Source organism: Mycoplasmopsis canis PG 14 (assembly GCF_001553195.1).
In the GTDB taxonomy this organism is placed as follows: domain Bacteria; phylum Bacillota_I; class Bacilli_A; order Mycoplasmatales; family Metamycoplasmataceae; genus Mycoplasmopsis; species Mycoplasmopsis canis.
The window spans coordinates 398,302-418,057 of sequence record NZ_CP014281.1 but is presented as its reverse complement, the minus strand read 5'-3'; the positions used below and the strand labels follow the sequence as shown (position 1 = coordinate 418,057).

Below are 19,756 nucleotides of genomic sequence, written 5' to 3'. Positions count from 1 at the left end.
TAAATATGATAATCTTAAAAAAACTTATTAACAAGTTAAAAGAAAGTTCTGTTAAAGTTGATGAATTATCACTTAAAAAGATTAATCAATACTTTGATGAATTTAATGTAGCAAGCCAAGAAGAGGTTCCTGCGATTGAATTAAAAAACTTGAATATTGATTTTGGTGAAACATTAGCTGTTGACAATGTTAGTTTTAAAATACCTGAAGGAAAATTAGTAACTCTTTTAGGTCCTTCAGGTTCAGGAAAAACAACAACATTAAATGCTATTGCAGGTCTTTTAACTGTGACATCAGGTAAAATCCTATTTAAAGGAAAAGATGTAACGGACTTTACACCTCAAAAAAGAAAAATTGGTTTTGTTTTTCAAAACTATGCATTATACCCACATTTAAGTGTTTATGCGAACATTGCTTTCCCTTTAAAAAATGATTACAATTGACAATTTAAAACATTCTTAAAAAGAGAAAAAGCAAGAAATGAAATTAGAATTATGTATCTAGAGAAGTTGGGCGCTACTAAAGAGGAAATATCTGAATTAAGAAGCGCATTTTCAAAGTGAGAATTAATTTCAGAAGATTTACCGCACAAATTAAATAAAGAATATGCTCGTTTGGTTGATTCATACGAAAAAGCTCATACCGAATTTAAACTAGCTGGTGTACATGAAACTTCAAAAATATCACTTTTAACAAAAAATGTTCTAAAAACAAATGAAAAACTTCGTAAAGATTCCAAAGAAAAGTTGGCAAGAATTACTGAAAAATACAATTCAGACCTTAAGAATAATCTTTTAAGAGCTAACTTAAAAGAAGCTGAAATATTGAAAAATGTACCATCTAAATTTATTAAATATGAATCATTAGCGCATGAAAAAATTTCCGAAAGAACAACCGAATTAAATTCTTTTGCCGCAGAGTTAATGAGCATCGATTTAGATGATCTTGTATTGAAAGATAGAAAATTAGTTGTTAAACTAGAAGAAAAAGTTTTAAAACTTTTAACAAGATATAAATTTATTGAAAAACAAAAAGAAATTATTGAAGAATACGCAATTTTAAAGAAAGAAAAACAAGCTGCTTATAACTTAGCTAAAAAAGAATTTAGCAATACACTAAAATCTGATAAGGAATACAATGAACTTAAAAAGGATGCATTGACATTACCTTTAATTGCTAAAAAACACTTTTACACTCTTGTTTCTTCATTTGAAAATAAATATAAATTAAAAGAAACACTTCAAAAAGAGCGTAAAGGCGAAATTCCTTCAGTTTTAAATGAAGATGAAAAGGTTAAATTAAAAGAATTATCAAGAGACAATATCTCACTTAAAAAAGCAATTCACAATGAAGTTATGGAAGTTGCTAATCGTGTTGAAATTGTAAAAATTCTCCAAAAGAAACCAACAAGACTTTCAGGTGGGCAACAGCAACGTGTTTCAATAGCAAGAGCTATTGTTAAAAAACCAGAAATTCTTTTAATGGACGAGCCTTTATCAAACTTAGATGCTAAATTACGTATCTCAACTCGTCAATGAATAAGAGAAATCCAACAATCATTAGGTATAACAACTGTTTTTGTTACTCACGATCAAGAGGAAGCTATGTCTATTTCTGACATTATTGTTTGTATGTCAACTGCTAAAGTTCAACAACTTGGTTCACCTCTTGAACTATACAATAAACCTAAGAATCAATTTGTTGCTCGTTTCTTAGGTATGCCAGAAATGGGGTTATTCCCTTCAGAACTAAAAGATGGTAAATTGTTTGTTGCTGGTTTTGAAATGAAAAATGTTTCATTACCAGAAAAATCAAACTCTTCATTAAATGTAGGGGTTCGTTCAGAAGACTACATTATTAAGAAATCAACTGATAAATATATGTTCAAGGGTGAAGTTATCGTACAAGAAAACTTTGGTAAAGAAAGTAAACTTGTCGTAAAAATTGAAAATGTTGGACGTATTAACTTCTTACTAGATAATTCTGAAAATTATAAAGTAGGTGATTCAATTTACTTTGATTTACCAATTCATAAATTACATATTTTTGATGCAGCTTCTGAAGAAAGAATTTCATATGAATTCTCTGAATAATAAATTACACTTATTCATTTCTAGAAATTTACCTTTTTTACTTAATTGATCATTAAAAAGTCAATCAAGAAAAAAAGCTGCATTATCACATTCCATTTTAGATAGAAGAACACCTCTTTGAATGCCTTTATTATTCCTGTTACCAGGTGCAATTCTTATATTTATGTTTACAATTGTTCCATTGTTCTTGAATTTAAAAGAGTCTTTATTTAACTCAGAAGGTCAATTATCATTGGACAATTACATTAGTACTTTTACCGATCCTAGATTTGCTGTCGGAGTCAGAAACTCATTCATATATGGTCTAGCTGTTTTACCATTTGTTATGGCAATTTCGTTAACTATTTCATCTGTTATAGCTAAATTACATAGAAAATGAGCTAAAGGATTTTGACAAACAGTATTCTTTTTACCTTATATAACAAATGCTGTTGCTGTTTCTACAGCTTTCATCCAATTATTTAGCTCAAATGGACTTTTAAACCTTGTATTAGGTTCAAAAACCCCATGATTAGAAACGAGTGATCAATTTACTTTTAATGCTTTACTTGCAATGTTCATCAACGGAATTTGAAGCGGTCTAGCGTTCAATATTTTAATTTTTACAACAGCAATGCTTGGTGTTGATAAAAACTTATACAAATCTGCATCAATTGATGGTTGCGGAGAAATTAAACAATTTTTCAAAATAACATTACCATCTATTAAAGGAACAATTAACTTTTTAATTACTCTTGGGATAATAGGTGGATTAAAAGTTTTCCCATTAGCATTATTTAACAATAAACCTGAAAATGCTTTTGCTTATGGTGGTGGAACATTAATGTTATATGTTTATTTAGTTACAAAGAATGGTAATTTTGCTCTTGCTGGTGCATCAGCTATTTCATTATTTATTATTGGAGTAAGCTACTCATCAGTTATAAGAGGAGGGTTCTTTATGGTTCAATTAGCATTAAATAATTTAGGAGAAAGAAATGTTTGAGTTAAAGTTAAAGCTACAAAAACTTCTAATAGCTAAGAAGCTTAGAAGAAATCAAGAAACAGTTTCATCTCAAGTAACTGAAAAGAACCTAATAAATGTTGTAGCTAGTGTTTTATTAAAATTATTTTTACTTTCATTTTTTGGATTAGTTATTATTTTTCCTTTTATCTTCATGATTAATATTTCGTTAATGACAGATGATGAAGCTGAAGGGTTGAAAAGAACTTTCCAATTCGCATCAGATTTCACTTTAGGTAAAACTTATTTCGTTCAAACTGACCCAAATTCTACTGGAGGTTTTGAAATTAAACCTTGAGCAGAAGTTGTTCAAAATACATATGATAGAGCCATTAGTTCAGGTTATTGACAATCATTAATGGTTACTTCAGTTAATGTTTTACTTTCAGTTTTCTTTAAAATATTTATTACTTTCTTGATGGGATATGCATTTTCATTAAGAAATTGACGTTTTAAAGGTCTTATATGATTTTTAGCTTTAGCATTACTTGTATTACCAGAAGTTGCCTTACTTTCTGGGCAATATACAGTTGTGGTTAAAACAAACTTAAGATCTTCATTGTTTACTGTTTTATTAGCTATGGTTCTACCATTCTCAGCAAGTATTTTCAATACAGTTATGTATAAAAATGCTTTTGAAGCTATTCCTGGTAGAATTAAAGAAGTTTCATTAGTTGATGGAGCCGGAGGGATGAAATACTTATTTAAAGTTGCTTTTCCTATGGTTGTTCCAACAACACTAACAATAGTTATTCTTACAGCCCTAGCCTCATGAAATGCTTACTTATGACCTTCAATTGTTAATAGCGATAACAAAGATTGACAATTAATTTCTGTTTGATTATTCAAAGCTGGTTTAGACGAAAGAGATGTAACTGCCGGAGCTAATGTTCAATTAAATATAAGAATGGCTGCAGCTATTATTGTTATTTTACCTATGTTTATTATTTACTTATTATTTAGAAAAAGAATTATGAATGCAATTAGTAGACAAGGATCTACAATTAAAGGATAGATATGACAGGATACAAAAGAAAAGTTATTACATGAACAATTATCACTATTATTGCATTTATTTCAATCATTATTCTTTCAATCTTTTTATCTAGATTAGGTGGAGTTCTTGAGCTTCATGAACACGTAACTTTAGATCAAAAAATTATCGATACTTACAACTTTGCAAGATCATATACTATAGGAGGTTTAGCATTCGCTTGCATAATTTTCATGATGGGACTTATTATTTCCTATGCAGGAATTAAATCATGAAAATATGTAGAAATGTTTAGTTAATATGTTTAAAATTAATAAAAAATTTAAGTTTTTATTTACTAGTTCAATTTTGGCTGCATCAATACCTTTTACAGCTGTTTCATGTTTATATGAGAATGATAAAACAGTAGTATATGCTAAGTCTTTCATTAAAGAAAATGGTTTTCTAGATAAAGAGAGAGTTGCTAATAAAAATAATAAAGTTCTTGTTGAATTTGAAAATAATTTATACACAACCAACTTTTTAACTTATGATTTCTCAAGTATTAATTTAAGATTTAAATTTAATAGAATAGAAATTAATAATAAACATTTATCAACAAAATTAGAAAACTTGTTAGATATTAAAGATAAATCTATTTCTATAATACAAAGCAAGTATTCTGAATTACAAAGAATGGTTAAGCAAGGCAAAGAAGATTACCAAAAATATTTAACAAACAATCCTTCGAGAAATGAACAAAATACTAATGATATAAAATTACTTTTAAATGAAAATGATCTAGTATTAAATGACTTCGATAAAAAAGTAGAATTAGTTAAAGAAAAAATTAACGAATACTATAATAAAAATAAAGGTACAAAAACCCTCAAAGAAATCTTAAAATTAGATTCTGAAGATCGTGAAGAAACAGAAGCTATTAAAAACGAAAAATTTATAAAAAGTAATTTATCTTCAATATTAAATGTAAATGTTTATGATCTTTCATTAGAAAAATTAGATTTAGTTATTACCCATGATCAAATAGAAGAAATATTAGAAAACTTTGTTAAAAATACCCCATGAGCTGCATACTACTTTTGATTTAAACACGAAAAAACCGCAACAGATAAATCTTCATATAAGCCTATAGCTGATATGCTTACATTTGATAAAGCTTCTTTATCATATATTATTGAATTTTCGCCTCTTATTATTAATAACGGAATTCCAAGTTCAATTTTTCAAATAATAAGAGACAAAGTACAAAATAAATTCGCAAACAAAATTAAGAAAACAGAATCTAAAGAAGTTTTAAGAACCGTTTGAGATGAATTTATAAAAATTGCGCCTTCATACAATGTAAAATCAGATTTAATCGAAAGTACTGATCAAGGTATTACAAGTGGGTTTGGTCCAATACACCTAGCAAAAGGTGTTAATAGCGCAACTGGAAATAAAGACGATAAATTCAAAGTCTTTAACGAGGCTTTATCAAACGAGGAAACTCCTGAGTTTCTTCAAAACCCAATGAAGTATTTAGAAATGAACATTGATAAAGTCTTTTTAGAAGAAAAAGAACACAATGTTTTAATTGAAATTCAAAAAAGAAAATCTAATATAGATGGACTAAAAAAACAAATTAGTAATTCTAAGGATAAAAAACAAATCAACAATTGAAAATCTGAAATCAGAAGAGAAGAAAGAGCAATAAAAAATGCAGAAAATAAATTGCTATCTGTTGATAAGTTCAGAAAAGATGCTGCACTTGTTTTGGGACAACTTAAGAAGTCTCCTGATTCAAGCGACTTAAAATCTAAATTAGAAAAAATCAAGGAACCATTTAAGAAAGATATTGAAACAGTTACTAAGAGATTAGAAGAAGGAATTGAAATTTCACAGACTTCTCATTTCAGTTTAGCTAATTTATTTTCTAATTTATTATTTTTAAATGGTGTATATAAAACCCAAGTTATAAAAGGTTATGAAATAGAACCGGTTTTAACTAATGACAGAGTAACAGATAATAGTACTTTAGAACCTAGAAAAATATATAAATATTGAGTTGAATTCGAAGAAAACGGTAAATGATATATTTTTGATGTTTATAAAATGCTAAAAAGTCAGCAATCAACTAATACTGAAAAAGTAAATATTGATGATTATATTTCTCAATCAATAGGTAACTTAAAAATTGATGAACATTATGTAAATAATGCTAACGTTAAATAAAATAAGAAACTAAAACACATTTAGAAAAATCTAGATGTGTTTTTTATTTTTGTAGAATTTAGTAAAATTAAATTATGAAAAAGAAATTTAATTTTAAATTATTTTTTCTTTCGATGTCTATTGCACCAATAATTGCATTTTCTGTTTCGTGTACAGCTGAAAATAGAACACAAAAATCCATAGATGATTTAAACAAGTTTTCAAAAAACCTAAATAAAGACGACGACCCGAGATTTAAGTTTTTTAAACCTGTTATATCTTATAAAACAGCTTCACTCAATGGATTTTTAGAAGCACAAAAAGCGCAAGGATACTATTTTTCTGAATCTCAATGAAACAATCTTAATGCTCAAATTATTGCTAATACGCAATTTTATCAAAATATAAAGAATTTATTGCAAGCAATACCTGAGAATAAAATAAATGATAAAACCGAAGGAATAAGATCCGATAAATTTTTAAATATATATTTTACAATTCACGGACTCACAGAAAATGAATTTACATCTTTTAAATCTTTTGTAAAGAGTTATGGAATATTACAATGGTGGTCAAGATTTTCGAAAACACTTATTTTAAACAATTTTTTAAAACAAGTGGATTCAGTGTTTACGGATTCTTCATCTAAAGAGTTAAACAATTTTTATGAAACAACAGAGAATATTTATGAAGCATATAAAAACTTCGATTTAGAAGGACCTGTCAATGAAATTAGAAACATTGAATTATATTCCGAAAATTACTATAAAGAGGCAACAAAAAGAATTGAAGAATTATTAAAAGTTGATAATAAAAGATACTCTAGTATAAAGAACACTTTTAATTCAATTGAAGAAAACTTTAAAGAAATCTCATTATTATTTGAGAATGTTTATGAAAAATATTTTCAAATAATTGAAGATATTAAAAGAACATACTTTGAAACTTTACAAATTAATCCAATTTTAGAGAGTTATATTTTCGAGTATTGAATTAAGTTTATAGAGAATCAAAGCAAAATAATTGTGCAAATGATTAATGAAATATTCTCATTTAAGGTATTTAAAAACAAAACTTCTTTATTTGAACTTATAAAAATTTTAAAAGATAATTACTTTTCAGAAGAAGAATACAATGCTTTTACTAATGAGTATAATGAACAAAAAGACTTAGATTCCTTGTTTAATAAAATTCTGAACAAGATAAAAAATTCAATAACAGATGATAAGTATTTTGAAGAGTCAAAGTTAGAAATTGAAAAATATATTAAGGAAAACAAGAAGGAGGAGAAAAATGAAAATAGGTAACTCAAAAGTTGCAATTGATGCAATTGAAAAATATGAAAATATTATAATTTTTCATCATATAAGACCTGACGGTGATTGTTTAGGATCTCAAGCTGGTTTAGCTGAATTGATTAAGACAAATTATCCAAACAAAAAAGTTTATAAAGTAGGAAGTAATGAAGGAATTTTTCCTTTTATGAGTTGAGACTTTCAAAACGAAAATGAAATAAATTTTGAAAATTCATTAGCAATTGTTGTTGATGCTTCAAGTGGTGATAGAATTCAAAACTCAGAAATTTTGTACAAGAATCTAACAACAGCAAAATTAAGAATTGACCATCACCCAAATGAGAGTGATATAAATTATGATTACATTTATGTTGATGAAAAGTTTGTAGCGGCTGCTGAAATGGTTGCTCAAATAGCTTTTGACGCAAAATGAAATATCACTAAAGAGGCATCGGAATTTATTTATCTCGGAATAAATACAGACTCAGCTCGCTTTTCCCTTCCGGACACATCATCAAGAACTTATAAATTAGTTGCTTTCTTAATGGAAAACGGATTTCACCCACAACAAATTTTGAGAAACTTGAATAAAAGAAATCTTCACGATATTAAGGTTTCTGGATATATACTTTCTAATTTCAAAAAAGAAGGAAGAGTTTTATACTTTTATGCTAATAAAGAATTTTTAAAGCAATTTAATTTAAATTCTTTTGAAGCATCACAATTTGTGAATGTTTTAGGAAATATCGAAGATAATAATTGTTGAGTGTTATTTATTGATTTAGAAAACGGTGGAATTAGAACAAGGATAAGGTCTAATGGACCGTCTATGATACCCGTTGCAAAATATTTTGGTGGCGGAGGCCATGATGATAGAGGGGGATTTAATATTAATGAACCTTCAGAAATACAAAATGTTATTAGTAAACTTAATTTATCAATAAAAGAATGAGAGGATAGTAAATGAAAATAGGTAACTCAAAAGTTGCAATTGATGCAATTGAAAAATATGAAAATATTATAATTTTTCATCATATAAGACCTGACGGTGATTGTTTAGGATCTCAAGCTGGTTTAGCTGAATTGATTAAGACAAATTATCCAAACAAAAAAGTTTATACAGTTGGTAATAATCAAAAAACTTTTGACTTTATGAATTACCATTATGATCAAATAGATACAATTGATTTTAATAATTCATTAGCAATTGTTGTTGATGCTTCAAGTGGTGATAGAATTGAATGTGCTGAGCTATTGTATGAGAAAAAAACAACAGCTAGATTAAGAATCGATCATCATCCTAATGGTGCTGATATAGATTATGAATATAATTATATTGACGATAAATTTGTTGCGGCAGCCGAAATGGTTGCTCAAATAGCTTTTGATGCTAAATGAGAGGTAACACAGAAAGCATCGGCTCACATTTATTTAGGGATAAATACTGACTCAGGAAGATTTTTATTCCCTGACACATCATCAAGAACTTATAAATTAGTTGCTTTCTTGATGGAAAACGGATTTCACCCTCAAGAAATTCTTAGAAATCTAAATCAAAGAACTTTGAAAGACATACAAATTTCTGGACAAATACTTTCTAATTTCAAAAAAGAAGGAAGAGTTCTTTACTACGAAATTAAAGAAGACTTTTTAAAAGAACATCAAATAGACTCATTAAGAGCTGCTTTGTACGTTAATGAATTAGCAAATATTGATGACAATTCTTGTTGAGCATTATTTGTTCAAATGGAAGATGGAAAAGTTAGAGCTCGTTTAAGATCTAATGGACCATTAGTGAATAATGTAGCTAATAAATTTAATGGCGGAGGACATGATAATGCAGCAGGATGTACTCTTGATTCATTTGAGCAAGTTCCAGATGTATTAAAATTATTAAACGATGAAATAAAAGAATGAGAGGCAAGATAATATGAAAATAGGAAGTTTAGAGTTAGTAACAAAAGAACTATACAAGTACAATAGTATCGTAATTTTTCACCATATAAGACCTGACGGGGATTGTTTAGGTTCACAATTTGGGCTCAAGGAATTGATAAAATTAAATTTCCCGGATAAAAAAGTATATGCCATTGGAGATGCTAAAAATACATTCGATTTTTTAGACTTCACAATGGATGAAGTACCAAGTGATGATATTATTAAAAAATCTTTAGCTGTTGTTGTAGATGCAAATCATAAAGAAAGAATCGAAAAAAGAGAAGTTTTAGATAAAAATCTTTTTGCACAAGTTATTAGAATTGACCACCACCCTAATGATGATGATCTAGGAGAAAAAGCAATTAGGTGAGTTGACAGTTCATATTCAGCAGCTGACGAAATGATAACAGAGATTGCTGTAGTTAATGAATGAAAAATAACTCCGCAAGCTGCTAATTATTTATATTTAGGTATAAATACAGATTCAGGTAGATTTTTATTCAATAATGTAAGATCAAGAACTTTATACCTTGCATCAAAATTATATGAAGCTGGTTTAGAAGCGGATTACATACATACAAATTTATCAAAAACATCATTAGAAGATATTAAATTTAATAGTTGATTACTTTCTACTTTAAAAACCAGAGATGGTGTAGCATATATTCAAAATAATTTAAAAGATACTTTAAAGTATGGAAAAACTTCTCAATCATCTATGAGAGTTAATATAATAGCAAATATAAAAGATCACCCTTTTTGAGTTCAATTCCTTGAAGAGGAAGACGGAAGAGTTAGAGTGGAATTCAGGTCTAATGGACCAATTGTTAGAAATGTAGCAATTAAATGAGGAGGCGGTGGCCACGAAAGAGCTTCGGGTGCAATTATAGATTCATTTGATTTAGTGGAAAAAGTTATTGATGATTGTGCTTTAGAAGTCAAAAGATACATAAATGAAATGTCTATGAACAAAAAATAAGATCAGGCTAAACAAGCTTGATTTTTTTAAAATAAAATTTTTACTTTAATTTTTTTGTAATATAATAATTTAGACCTTTTTAAAAGAGCACTAGATTATTGAAAATTATTTTAAATTTTTATTTTGTAATTTGAAAACTTATATTATAATTCTATTGCACATTTTAAAAATGAAGTTCTTTGAAAACTAGATATACACAAAACATGACAGTCAATTTTTTCGAGAGTTTGATCCTGGCTCAGGATGAACGCTGGCTGTGTGCCTAATACATGCATGTCGAGCGGAGTTCTTCGGAACTTAGCGGCGAATGGGTGAGTAACACGTACTTAACATGCCTTTTAGATTGGGACAACGATGAGAAATTATCGCTAATACCGGATACTTATATGGTTCGCATGAACTATATATAAAAGAAGCCTTTAAAGCTTCACTAAAAGATTGGGGTGCGGAACATTAGCTAGTTGGTAAGGTAATGGCTTACCAAGGCGATGATGTTTAGCGGGGTTGAGAGACTGATCCGCCACACTGGGACTGAGATACGGCCCAGACTCCTACGGGAGGCAGCAGTAGGGAATTTTCCACAATGGACGAAAGTCTGATGGAGCGACACAGCGTGCAGGATGAAGGCCTTCGGGTTGTAAACTGCTGTTATAAGGGAAGAAAAAGCAGTAGAGGAAATGCTATTGCCTTGACGGTACCTTGTCAGAAAGCAACGGCTAACTATGTGCCAGCAGCCGCGGTAATACATAGGTTGCAAGCGTTATCCGGAATTATTGGGCGTAAAGCGTCTGTAGGTTGTATGTTAAGTCTGGCGTGAAAACTTGGGGCTCAACCCCAAATTGCGTTGGATACTGGCATGCTAGAATTGTGTAGAGGTTAGCGGAATTCCTAGTGAAGCGGTGAAATGCGTAGATATTAGGAAGAACATCAACATGGCGAAGGCAGCTAACTGGGCACATATTGACACTGAGAGACGAAAGCGTGGGGAGCAAACAGGATTAGATACCCTGGTAGTCCACGCTGTAAACGATGATGATTAGCTGATAGTAAAACTATCGGCACAGCTAACGCATTAAATCATCCGCCTGAGTAGTATGCTCGCAAGAGTGAAACTTAAAGGAATTGACGGGGATCCGCACAAGCGGTGGAGCATGTGGTTTAATTTGAAGATACTCGTAGAACCTTACCCACTCTTGACATCTTCCGCAAAACTATAGAGATATAGTGGAGGCTAACGGAATGACAGATGGTGCATGGTTGTCGTCAGCTCGTGTCGTGAGATGTTCGGTTAAGTCCTGCAACGAGCGCAACCCTTGTCCTTAGTTAATTTTCTAGGGAGACTGCCCGAGTAATTGGGAGGAAGGTGGGGACGACGTCAAATCATCATGCCTCTTACGAGTGGGGCAACACACGTGCTACAATGGATGGTACAAAGAGAAGCAAAACGGCGACGTCAAGCAAATCTCAAAAAACCATTCTCAGTTCGGATTGTAGTCTGCAACTCGACTACATGAAGTCGGAATCGCTAGTAATCGTAGATCAGCTACGCTACGGTGAATACGTTCTCGGGTCTTGTACACACCGCCCGTCACACCATGGGAGCTGGTAATGCCCGAAGTCGGTTTTGTTAACTACGGAGACAACTGCCTAAGGCAGGGCCGGTGACTGGGGTGAAGTCGTAACAAGGTATCCCTACGAGAACGTGGGGATGGATTACCTCCTTTCTACGGAGTACATTAAGTTACAATTCATTTTAGTAACAATTACCTATTTTACATGGTTATCAATTATTATTTTAAATGTCATGTGTCGAGATAACCCGACAGTATATCTAGTTTTGAGAGAATTTCTCTCTTTGTTCTTTGAAAACTGAATAGTAAAGATAAATTAATATAACAACGACATCAATAAAAATAAATTAGTCAATTTGTTTTGTGATACCGAGTAATTATTTTTTAAATAATTTATTAAAATGTCTTTGAATACATCAACAACAATAGGAAAATATTGATCTTTTAAATAAGTAAGAGTTTGTGGTGGATGCCTTGGGTCTGGAAGTCGATGAAGGACGTGATTACCTGCGATAAGCCTCGTGGAGCTGGATATAAGCTACGATACGGGGATTTCCGAATGGGGAAACCTAGTTAGAGTAATTTCTAACTGCATCAAGATGAATAAATAGTCTTGATAGCGAGACACGTTGTGAACTGAAACATCTTAGTAGCAACAGGAAGAGAAAATAAATAATGATTCCATCAGTAGCGGCGAGCGAACGTGGAAGAGCCCAAACCATCTATATGATGGGGTTGTAGGACTATCTACACGAAGTTACAAATTTTTGTTATAGCAGAAAAAGTTGGGAAACTTTAGCATAGAGGGTGATACTCCCGTATGCGAAATGGCAAAAACTTCTGATAGTATCCTGAGTAGGGCGGGGCACGTGAAACCCTGTCTGAATCTGCCGGGACCATCCGGTAAGGCTAAATACTAACCAGACACCGATAGTGAACTAGTACCGTGAGGGAAAGGTGAAAAGAACCCCGGGAGGGGAGTGAAATAGAATCTGAAACCACTTACTTACAATTAGTCAGAGGCCGTTAATGGCTGATGGCGTACATCTTGCAGTATGGACCGGCGAGTTATGTTAACATGCGAGGTTAAGCAGAAAAAAGCGGAGCCGTAGAGAAATCGAGTCTTAATAGGGCGTTTAGTATGTTGATATATACCCGAAACCATGTGATCTATTCATGAGCAGGCTGAAGCTTGGATAACACCAAGTGGAGGGCCGAACCGTAGTACGCTGAAAAGTGCCCGGATGACTTGTGAATAGTGGAGAAATTCCAATCGAACTTGGAGATAGCTGGTTCTCCTCGAAATAGCTTTAGGGCTAGCGTGTGATGTTAAACTTTGGTGGTAGAGCACTGAATATGGAATGGCCGCGCCTAGCGGTACTGACTATAATCAAACTCCGAATACCATTGTGTATTGTCATGCAGTCGGAACCGGGGTGCTAACGTCCCGGCTCGCGAGGGCAACAACCCAGATCGTCGGCTAAGGTCCCAAAATTATGTTAAGTCAGAAAGGTTGTGAGATTTCATAAACAACTAGGAGGTTGGCTTAGAAGCAGCCACCCTTTAAAGAGTGCGTAATAGCTCACTAGTCAAGAGATCTTGCGCCAATAATGTAACGGGAGTAAAACATAATACCGAAGCCACGGGTACGAAAGTACGTTAGAGGAGCGTTCTTAGTGCGGCGAAGTCAGACCGTGAGGACTGGTGGAGCGCTAAGAAGTGAGAATGCCGGTATGAGTAACGATTCGTGGTGAGAATCCACGACGCCTATTGGGAAAGGTTTCCTGGGGAAGGGGTTCGTCCACCCAGGGTTAGTCAGGGCCTAAGGAGAGGCTGAAAAGCGTATCCGATGGACAACAGGTTAATATTCCTGTACCACCTTGGCATAGTGATGGAGTGACGGAGAAGGATAACACTACCTATTATTGGATTTAGGGGTAAATAACAACTGGTGAATATAGTTAAATGCGTATTCTATAACCGGGAGTTATGATGCATAGAACTTAGGTTTGAATTGTGTGATTTCATGCTTCCAAGAAAAGCTTCTAAACGTTTAAATGTCAGGGTGCCTGTACCGAGAACGGACACACGTTCCCAAGATGAGTATTCTAAGGCGAGCGAGAAAACCAATGTTAAGGAACTCTGCAAATTAACCCCGTAAGTTCGCGAAAAGGGGTGCCAACCCTAAAAAGTTGGCCACAGTAAATTGTGAGGGGCAACTGTTTATCAAAAACACAGCTCTCTGCTAAACCGCAAGGTGATGTATAGGGGGTGAAGCCTGCCCAGTGCCCGAAGGTTAAGTGGATGCGTTAGCTTTATGCGAAGCGTTGAAATGAAGCCCGGGTGAACGGCGGCCGTAACTATAACGGTCCTAAGGTAGCGAAATTCCTTGTCGGCTAAATACTGACCTGCACGAAAGGCGCAATGATCTCTCAACTGTCTCAACATTGGACTCGGTGAAATTATGGTCCCAGTGAAAACGCTGGGTACCCGCATCAAGACGAAAAGACCCCATGGAGCTTTACTACAACTTCGTATTGGAACTTGGCCTAACATGTGTAGGATAGGTGGGAGACTATGATGCTGAGGCGCTAGCCTTAGAGGAGTCGACCTTGAAATACCACCCTTGGTATGTTGAGTTTCTAACCTGCCGCCGTTATCCGGCGGGGAGACAGTGCGTGGTGGGTAGTTTGACTGGGGCGGTCGCCTCCTAAAAGGTAACGGAGGCGTTCAAAGGTACACTCAATACGGTCAGAAACCGTATGTAGAGCGCAAAGGTAGAAGTGTGCTTGACTGCGAGACCTACAAGTCGAGCAGGTGCGAAAGCAGGACTTAGTGATCCGGCTGTACGTCATGGAACGGCAGTCGCTCAACGGATAAAAGTTACCCTGGGGATAACAGGCTTATCTTGCCCAAGAGATCACATCGACGGCAAGGTTTGGCACCTCGATGTCGGCTCATCGCATCCTGGAGCTGGAGTCGGTTCCAAGGGTTTGGCTGTTCGCCAATTAAAGCGGTACGCGAGCTGGGTTCAGAACGTCGTGAGACAGTTCGGTCCCTATCTGATGTGGGCGTTGGAATATTGATGAGAGCTGCTCTTAGTACGAGAGGACCGGAGTGGACGTACCGCTGGTGTTCCAGTTGTTCCGCCAGGAGCATAGCTGGGTAGCTAAGTACGGAAGGGATAACCGCTGAAAGCATCTAAGTGGGAAGCCTCCTCAGAGATAAGTATTCCCTTGAAATTCCTTGTAGACTACGAGGTTGATAGGATGGAAGTGTAAGTGTAGTAATACATTCAGCTGACCATTACTAATAAATTGATAGGTTTAAAAGAAATGTATTCAAGACATTTTAATAGATTATTATTTACTATTCAGTTTTCAGAGAACAAGCTCCATTAGGAGCGTTTTTTTATAAATTTAAATTTATTAAAAAATTTTATTTTTTAAAAACTATGGTATACTATATTAGCAATAAATAAAAAAACAAAAAAATATTTTTGATTTTTATAAAGTATTGTATAATACTATAGCCTTAAGAAAACGGAGAAGTAGCTCAGCTTGGTAGAGCACTACATTTGGGCTGTAGTGGTCGCAGGTTCAAATCCTGTCTTCTTCACCATTTATGGGGGGTTAGCTCATTTGGCTAGAGCGCCTGCCTTGCACGCAGGAGGTGGTGGGTTCGAATCCCATACTCTCCACCATATTATGGCACTGTAGCTCAGTTGGTTAGAGCATCCGGTTCATACCCGGAAGGTCAAGAGTTCGACTCTCTTCGGTGCTACCAAAAATTTGCTGTGGCTTTGGACCTATAGCTCAATGGTTAGAGCAACCGGCTCATAACCGGTTGGTTACAGGTTCGAGTCCTGTTAGGTCCACCAAAAAATAATGGGTGATTACCCAAGTCCGGCTGAAGGGACTAGTCTTGAAAACTAGCAGGGGCTTCACGGCCCGCGGGGGTTCGAATCCCTCATCACCCGCCATTATTTTTTAAAAGCTTTAATATTCATATCGCGGAGTGGAGCAGTTTGGCAGCTCGTCGGGCTCATAACCCGAAGGTCACAGGTTCAAGTCCTGTCTCCGCAACCAAAATGGTCCAGTGGTAAAGTGGTTTAATACGCCTCCCTGTCACGGAGGAGAACGCGGGTTCGATCCCCGTCTGGACCGCCATTATGGCCCTGTAGCTCAGTTGGTAGAGCAACAGATTGAAGCTCTGTGTGTCGCTGGTTCGATTCCTGCCGGGGCCACCATATTAATAACTCTATTTTATAAAATGATTTAGTCACTTTATAAAATAGAGTTATTTTTTAAAAAAATATAACTAATTTAAGTTTATAAATTTTGTATAATTTAATAAATTAAATTATCTTTAAAAGAAGGAGACTTTATGGATTATAAAAATACTCTGAATATGCCTCAAACAGACTTTGAAATGAGAGCAAATTTAACAGCTAAAGAAGAAAAAATAAGAAAAGAAATAGAAGAGAAAAATATTTATAATAAAGCAATATTAAAAAATAAGAATAATGAAAAGTTTGTGTTACATGATGGACCTCCATACGCTAATGGTGATATTCATATTGGTCATGCATTAAACAAAATTTTAAAAGACATTATTGTTAGATACAAAACAATTAAGGGTTATTATTCACCATTTGTTTTAGGTTGAGATACTCATGGATTACCTATTGAACATAAAATGCTTTCAACAGCCAATTTAAATAAAGAAGATTTAAATGCTGTTACTTTAAGAAAAAGAGCCGCAGAATATGCGAGAGAACAAATAAAAAATCAAAAAGAACAATTTGCTTCATTACAATTATTCACGAACATGGATAAGATTTATGTAACAATGGAAAAAGAGTATGAAGTTGAACAATTAAAGGTTCTTAAAAAATTAACTTTAGATGGCTTGGTTTATAAGGCATTAAAGCCAGTTTATTGATCTCCAAGTTCGCAAAGTGCTTTAGCAGAATCTGAAGTTGAATATCATGATGTTATATCTCCTTCTATTTTTGTTTCTTTCAAAATATTAAGTTCTGAATTTTCTAAAATTAAAGAAGAAGATAACTTAATTATATGAACAACAACTCCTTGAACATTAATTGCAAATGCAGGTGTTGCTGTTGGTAGTGAAATTAATTATTCAAGAGTTCAAGTAAAAAATAAGTTTTATTTAATTGCTACTGATTTGGTTGATAATGTTGCTTCAACAATAGGTTGAGAAGAATATAAAATTGTTGATTCATTTTTAGGGAAAGAGATTAATGGAGTTAAATATGAAACTCCAATTTTAAAAGCAACTGCTCCAGTGGTTTTAGGACATCACGTTACAACCGAGAGTGGTTCTGGTTTAGTTCATATAGCCCCTTTATTTGGTGAAGATGATTTCCAAATAGGTAAGCTAAATAGTCTTGAAATGATTATGCATATTTCTGATAAAGGGTATATTTATAACACTAATACATCATTTGACGGAATGTTTTATGAGGATGCTAATAAATCAATTTCTGAATTCCTTGGTGAAAGAATGTTGAATTTTAAAAGATTTAAACATTCATACCCACATGATTGAAGAACACATAAACCTATAATTTTTAGAGGAACTCCTCAATGATTTGTTTCTATTGATAAAATAAGAGATAAAATTTTATACCAAATTGAACACAATGTTAAGACTCATTCAGAATGAGCAAAAAAACGTTTGATGAAAATGATTGAAAATAGAAATGATTGAACTATTTCAAGACAACGTTCATGAGGTGTACCTTTAATTTTCTTTTATGATCAAAATGATAATCCGATAATAAATGAAGAAATTTTCGATTATGTAATTGATTTAGTTTCTAAATTCGGGAGTGATGTTTGATGAGAAAGAGAAACTGATGAGTTATTACCTGAAAAATTTAGAAATAAAGGTTTCAAAAGAGAAATGGATATAATGGATGTTTGGTTTGATTCAGGTGTATCATCTGTTGCTGCTGATATTGATAATGGATTTAGTTCATCTCCATATGATGCATACTTAGAAGGATCAGACCAATACCGTGGTTGATTTAATTCGTCAATTATTAATTCTGTCGCTTATAAAGGTACTACACCATATATAAATTTAATTTCGCATGGATTTACTTTAGATCATAAGGGCGAAAAAATGTCTAAATCTAAAGGAAATACTATTTCGCCTTTAGATGTAGTAAAAAAACGTGGCGCAGACATACTAAGGTTATGAGTGGCAAATAGTGAGTACACAAATGATGTCACTATTTCAGATCAAATACTTGATCAAAATACAGAAATATATCGTAAAATAAGAAATACAATTAGATTCCTTCTAGGGAATTTAAGTGGTTATAAATATAATAAAGAAACAAAAAGAGAAGGCATTCATTCATTTATAAAAGAACAATTGGAAGAGTTAAAATATAATGTTCAAGTAGCTTATGATCAATTTAAATTTATAAATGTTGTTAAATTAATTAATAATTATATTGTTGATTTATCTAGTTTTTATTTATCAGTTACTAAAGACATTTTGTATATTCGTGAATTCAATGATAAAGAGCGCTTAATGACACTAGCTAATATGTATGAGATTGTTGAATTTTTAATCATAGCATTAGCTCCAATATTACCAACAACTTCAGAAGAAGCATACTCATTTTTACCTAAGGAAAATAAACAAGAATCTGTTATGTTAGAAACACTAGAAACACTTAATTCAAGTAGTTTTAATAAGGAAGTATTGAATAAATATAACTCATTCTTTGAGTTGAGAGATAGTGTTAACATTTTAATTGAAAATGCTATTAAATCAGGATTGGTAAAGAGATCTAATGAATTGGAATTGTTTTTAGACCTTAATAAATTTAAAGACTATAGTAACCTAGATTTAAAAACATTATTGTCGGTTGGAAAAGTTACAAATTCTGATAAGTTTTTTGCAGAAAAATTTGACTCAATAAAATGTCAAAGATGTTGAAATCACTTTATTAAAGATGAAATAAAAAATGATTTATGTTTAGATTGTTATGGAATTATCAATAAAAATATTAAATAAATTTTTTAAAGAAGTTAAAGAAAGAAAATTTAAAATTTTAGTAGCTTATATAATATTTTTAACTTCTTTTATTCTTTTTTTAGCATTCGATCAAGTTTCTAAAACTTTATTATTTGAACATGGTTCTGTAAACGAAGGTGAGTATATTGGTCAAGACTTATTTGTTAGATTATTTAACGGAAAAAAGGTATTGGCTGAAAGTATTTATCCTAGTGACCCAAACAATTGAGTTAACTATAAGATTATTGGAATTAGAAGTATATGACACGGAGGAGTAACATTTCTTAAAACAAGGAATCAAACTTTTATTCAAGGGTTAAGCATAATCTTTTTAATAATTCTTCCTATAAGTTTAATATTTAAGCAAAAACACTATAAAATCTCTGCTTTCCTAATTGGTTTAGTATTGGCAGGAACATCCGGTAATATGATTGATAGGTTTGTATTCAATGGGCACGTTAAAGATATCATCTTTTTACCATTTATAAAAGATAGAGGTACTTTTAATATTGCTGACGCAGAGATTATGTTGGGAATTTTGCTTTTTGTAATCTATTCATTTTCTCAGTCATTATTTAAGAAAAAACCTTCAAATATACAACATTTAATTGTTTAACATAACAAATTAAATTAG

Annotated in this window: 11 protein-coding genes, 8 tRNA genes and 2 rRNA genes; all 21 read left to right on the top strand. The window is 32.4% G+C overall.

Annotated elements, in window-relative coordinates:
- Positions 1-5: 5 nt before the first annotated feature.
- The 21 genes from AXW82_RS01575 (at position 6) to AXW82_RS01475 (ending at position 19,738) form a co-directional block, all read left to right on the top strand.
- Complete coding sequence (locus AXW82_RS01575) at positions 6-2,093, top strand: ATP-binding cassette domain-containing protein (protein WP_060913329.1); 2,088 nt, start codon at positions 6-8, stop codon at positions 2,091-2,093.
- Positions 2,077-3,114, top strand: a complete 1,038-nt coding sequence (locus tag AXW82_RS01570) for a carbohydrate ABC transporter permease (protein ID WP_004794643.1) — start codon at positions 2,077-2,079, stop codon at positions 3,112-3,114. Before AXW82_RS01575 ends, AXW82_RS01570 begins: the two co-directional genes overlap by 17 nt.
- Positions 3,071-4,111: a carbohydrate ABC transporter permease gene (locus AXW82_RS01565; protein ID WP_004794644.1), complete on the top strand. Its 1,041-nt coding sequence runs from the start codon at positions 3,071-3,073 to the stop codon at positions 4,109-4,111. The genes AXW82_RS01570 and AXW82_RS01565 overlap by 44 nt, the downstream gene beginning before the upstream one ends.
- A 2-nt stretch (positions 4,112-4,113) precedes the next feature.
- A complete protein-coding gene (locus tag AXW82_RS01560) occupies positions 4,114-4,389 on the top strand; it encodes a hypothetical protein (protein ID WP_004794646.1) in 276 nt (91 codons plus the stop codon).
- Between the two features lies 1 nt (position 4,390).
- Positions 4,391-6,301, top strand: a complete 1,911-nt coding sequence (locus tag AXW82_RS01555) for a hypothetical protein (protein WP_060913328.1) — start codon at positions 4,391-4,393, stop codon at positions 6,299-6,301.
- 74 nt (positions 6,302-6,375) lie between these two features.
- Positions 6,376-7,587, top strand: coding sequence for a hypothetical protein (locus AXW82_RS01550; RefSeq protein ID WP_004794655.1), 1,212 nt, complete (start codon positions 6,376-6,378; stop codon positions 7,585-7,587).
- Positions 7,574-8,548, top strand: a complete 975-nt coding sequence (locus tag AXW82_RS01545; protein WP_004794657.1) for a DHH family phosphoesterase — start codon at positions 7,574-7,576, stop codon at positions 8,546-8,548. Before AXW82_RS01550 ends, AXW82_RS01545 begins: the two co-directional genes overlap by 14 nt.
- Positions 8,539-9,504 (top strand): DHH family phosphoesterase, encoded by a 966-nt coding sequence (locus AXW82_RS01540; protein ID WP_004794659.1) that lies wholly within the window; start codon positions 8,539-8,541, stop codon positions 9,502-9,504. Before AXW82_RS01545 ends, AXW82_RS01540 begins: the two co-directional genes overlap by 10 nt.
- Position 9,505: 1 nt before the next feature.
- The gene (locus AXW82_RS01535; protein ID WP_004794660.1) at positions 9,506-10,492 is read left to right on the top strand and encodes a DHH family phosphoesterase; all 987 of its coding nucleotides are present in this window, start codon (positions 9,506-9,508) and stop codon (positions 10,490-10,492) included.
- A gap of 215 nt (positions 10,493-10,707) precedes the next feature.
- Positions 10,708-12,216, top strand: a 16S ribosomal RNA gene (locus tag AXW82_RS01530).
- A gap of 289 nt (positions 12,217-12,505) precedes the next feature.
- Positions 12,506-15,397, top strand: a 23S ribosomal RNA gene (locus tag AXW82_RS01525).
- Together the 16S and 23S rRNA genes with 8 tRNA genes alongside form the textbook arrangement of a ribosomal RNA operon.
- 210 nt (positions 15,398-15,607) lie before the next feature.
- A tRNA-Pro gene (locus tag AXW82_RS01520) sits at positions 15,608-15,684 on the top strand.
- Positions 15,685-15,689: 5 nt separating this feature from the next.
- A tRNA-Ala gene (locus AXW82_RS01515) sits at positions 15,690-15,766 on the top strand.
- 6 nt (positions 15,767-15,772) lie between these two features.
- A tRNA-Met gene (locus tag AXW82_RS01510) sits at positions 15,773-15,849 on the top strand.
- Between the two features lie 18 nt (positions 15,850-15,867).
- A tRNA-Ile gene (locus AXW82_RS01505) sits at positions 15,868-15,943 on the top strand.
- 9 nt (positions 15,944-15,952) lie between these two features.
- Positions 15,953-16,045: transfer RNA gene (locus tag AXW82_RS01500), tRNA-Ser, on the top strand.
- A 29-nt stretch (positions 16,046-16,074) separates the two neighbouring features.
- A tRNA-Met gene (locus tag AXW82_RS01495) sits at positions 16,075-16,151 on the top strand.
- Positions 16,152-16,155: 4 nt separating this feature from the next.
- Positions 16,156-16,232: transfer RNA gene (locus AXW82_RS01490), tRNA-Asp, on the top strand.
- Positions 16,233-16,236: 4 nt separating this feature from the next.
- A tRNA-Phe gene (locus AXW82_RS01485) sits at positions 16,237-16,312 on the top strand.
- Positions 16,313-16,449: 137 nt separating this feature from the next.
- Positions 16,450-19,122: an isoleucine--tRNA ligase gene (ileS, locus tag AXW82_RS01480; protein ID WP_004794679.1), complete on the top strand. Its 2,673-nt coding sequence runs from the start codon at positions 16,450-16,452 to the stop codon at positions 19,120-19,122.
- Positions 19,094-19,738, top strand: a complete 645-nt coding sequence (locus AXW82_RS01475) for a signal peptidase II (RefSeq protein ID WP_004794681.1) — start codon at positions 19,094-19,096, stop codon at positions 19,736-19,738. Before ileS ends, AXW82_RS01475 begins: the two co-directional genes overlap by 29 nt.
- The last annotated feature ends 18 nt before the right edge of the window (positions 19,739-19,756 follow it).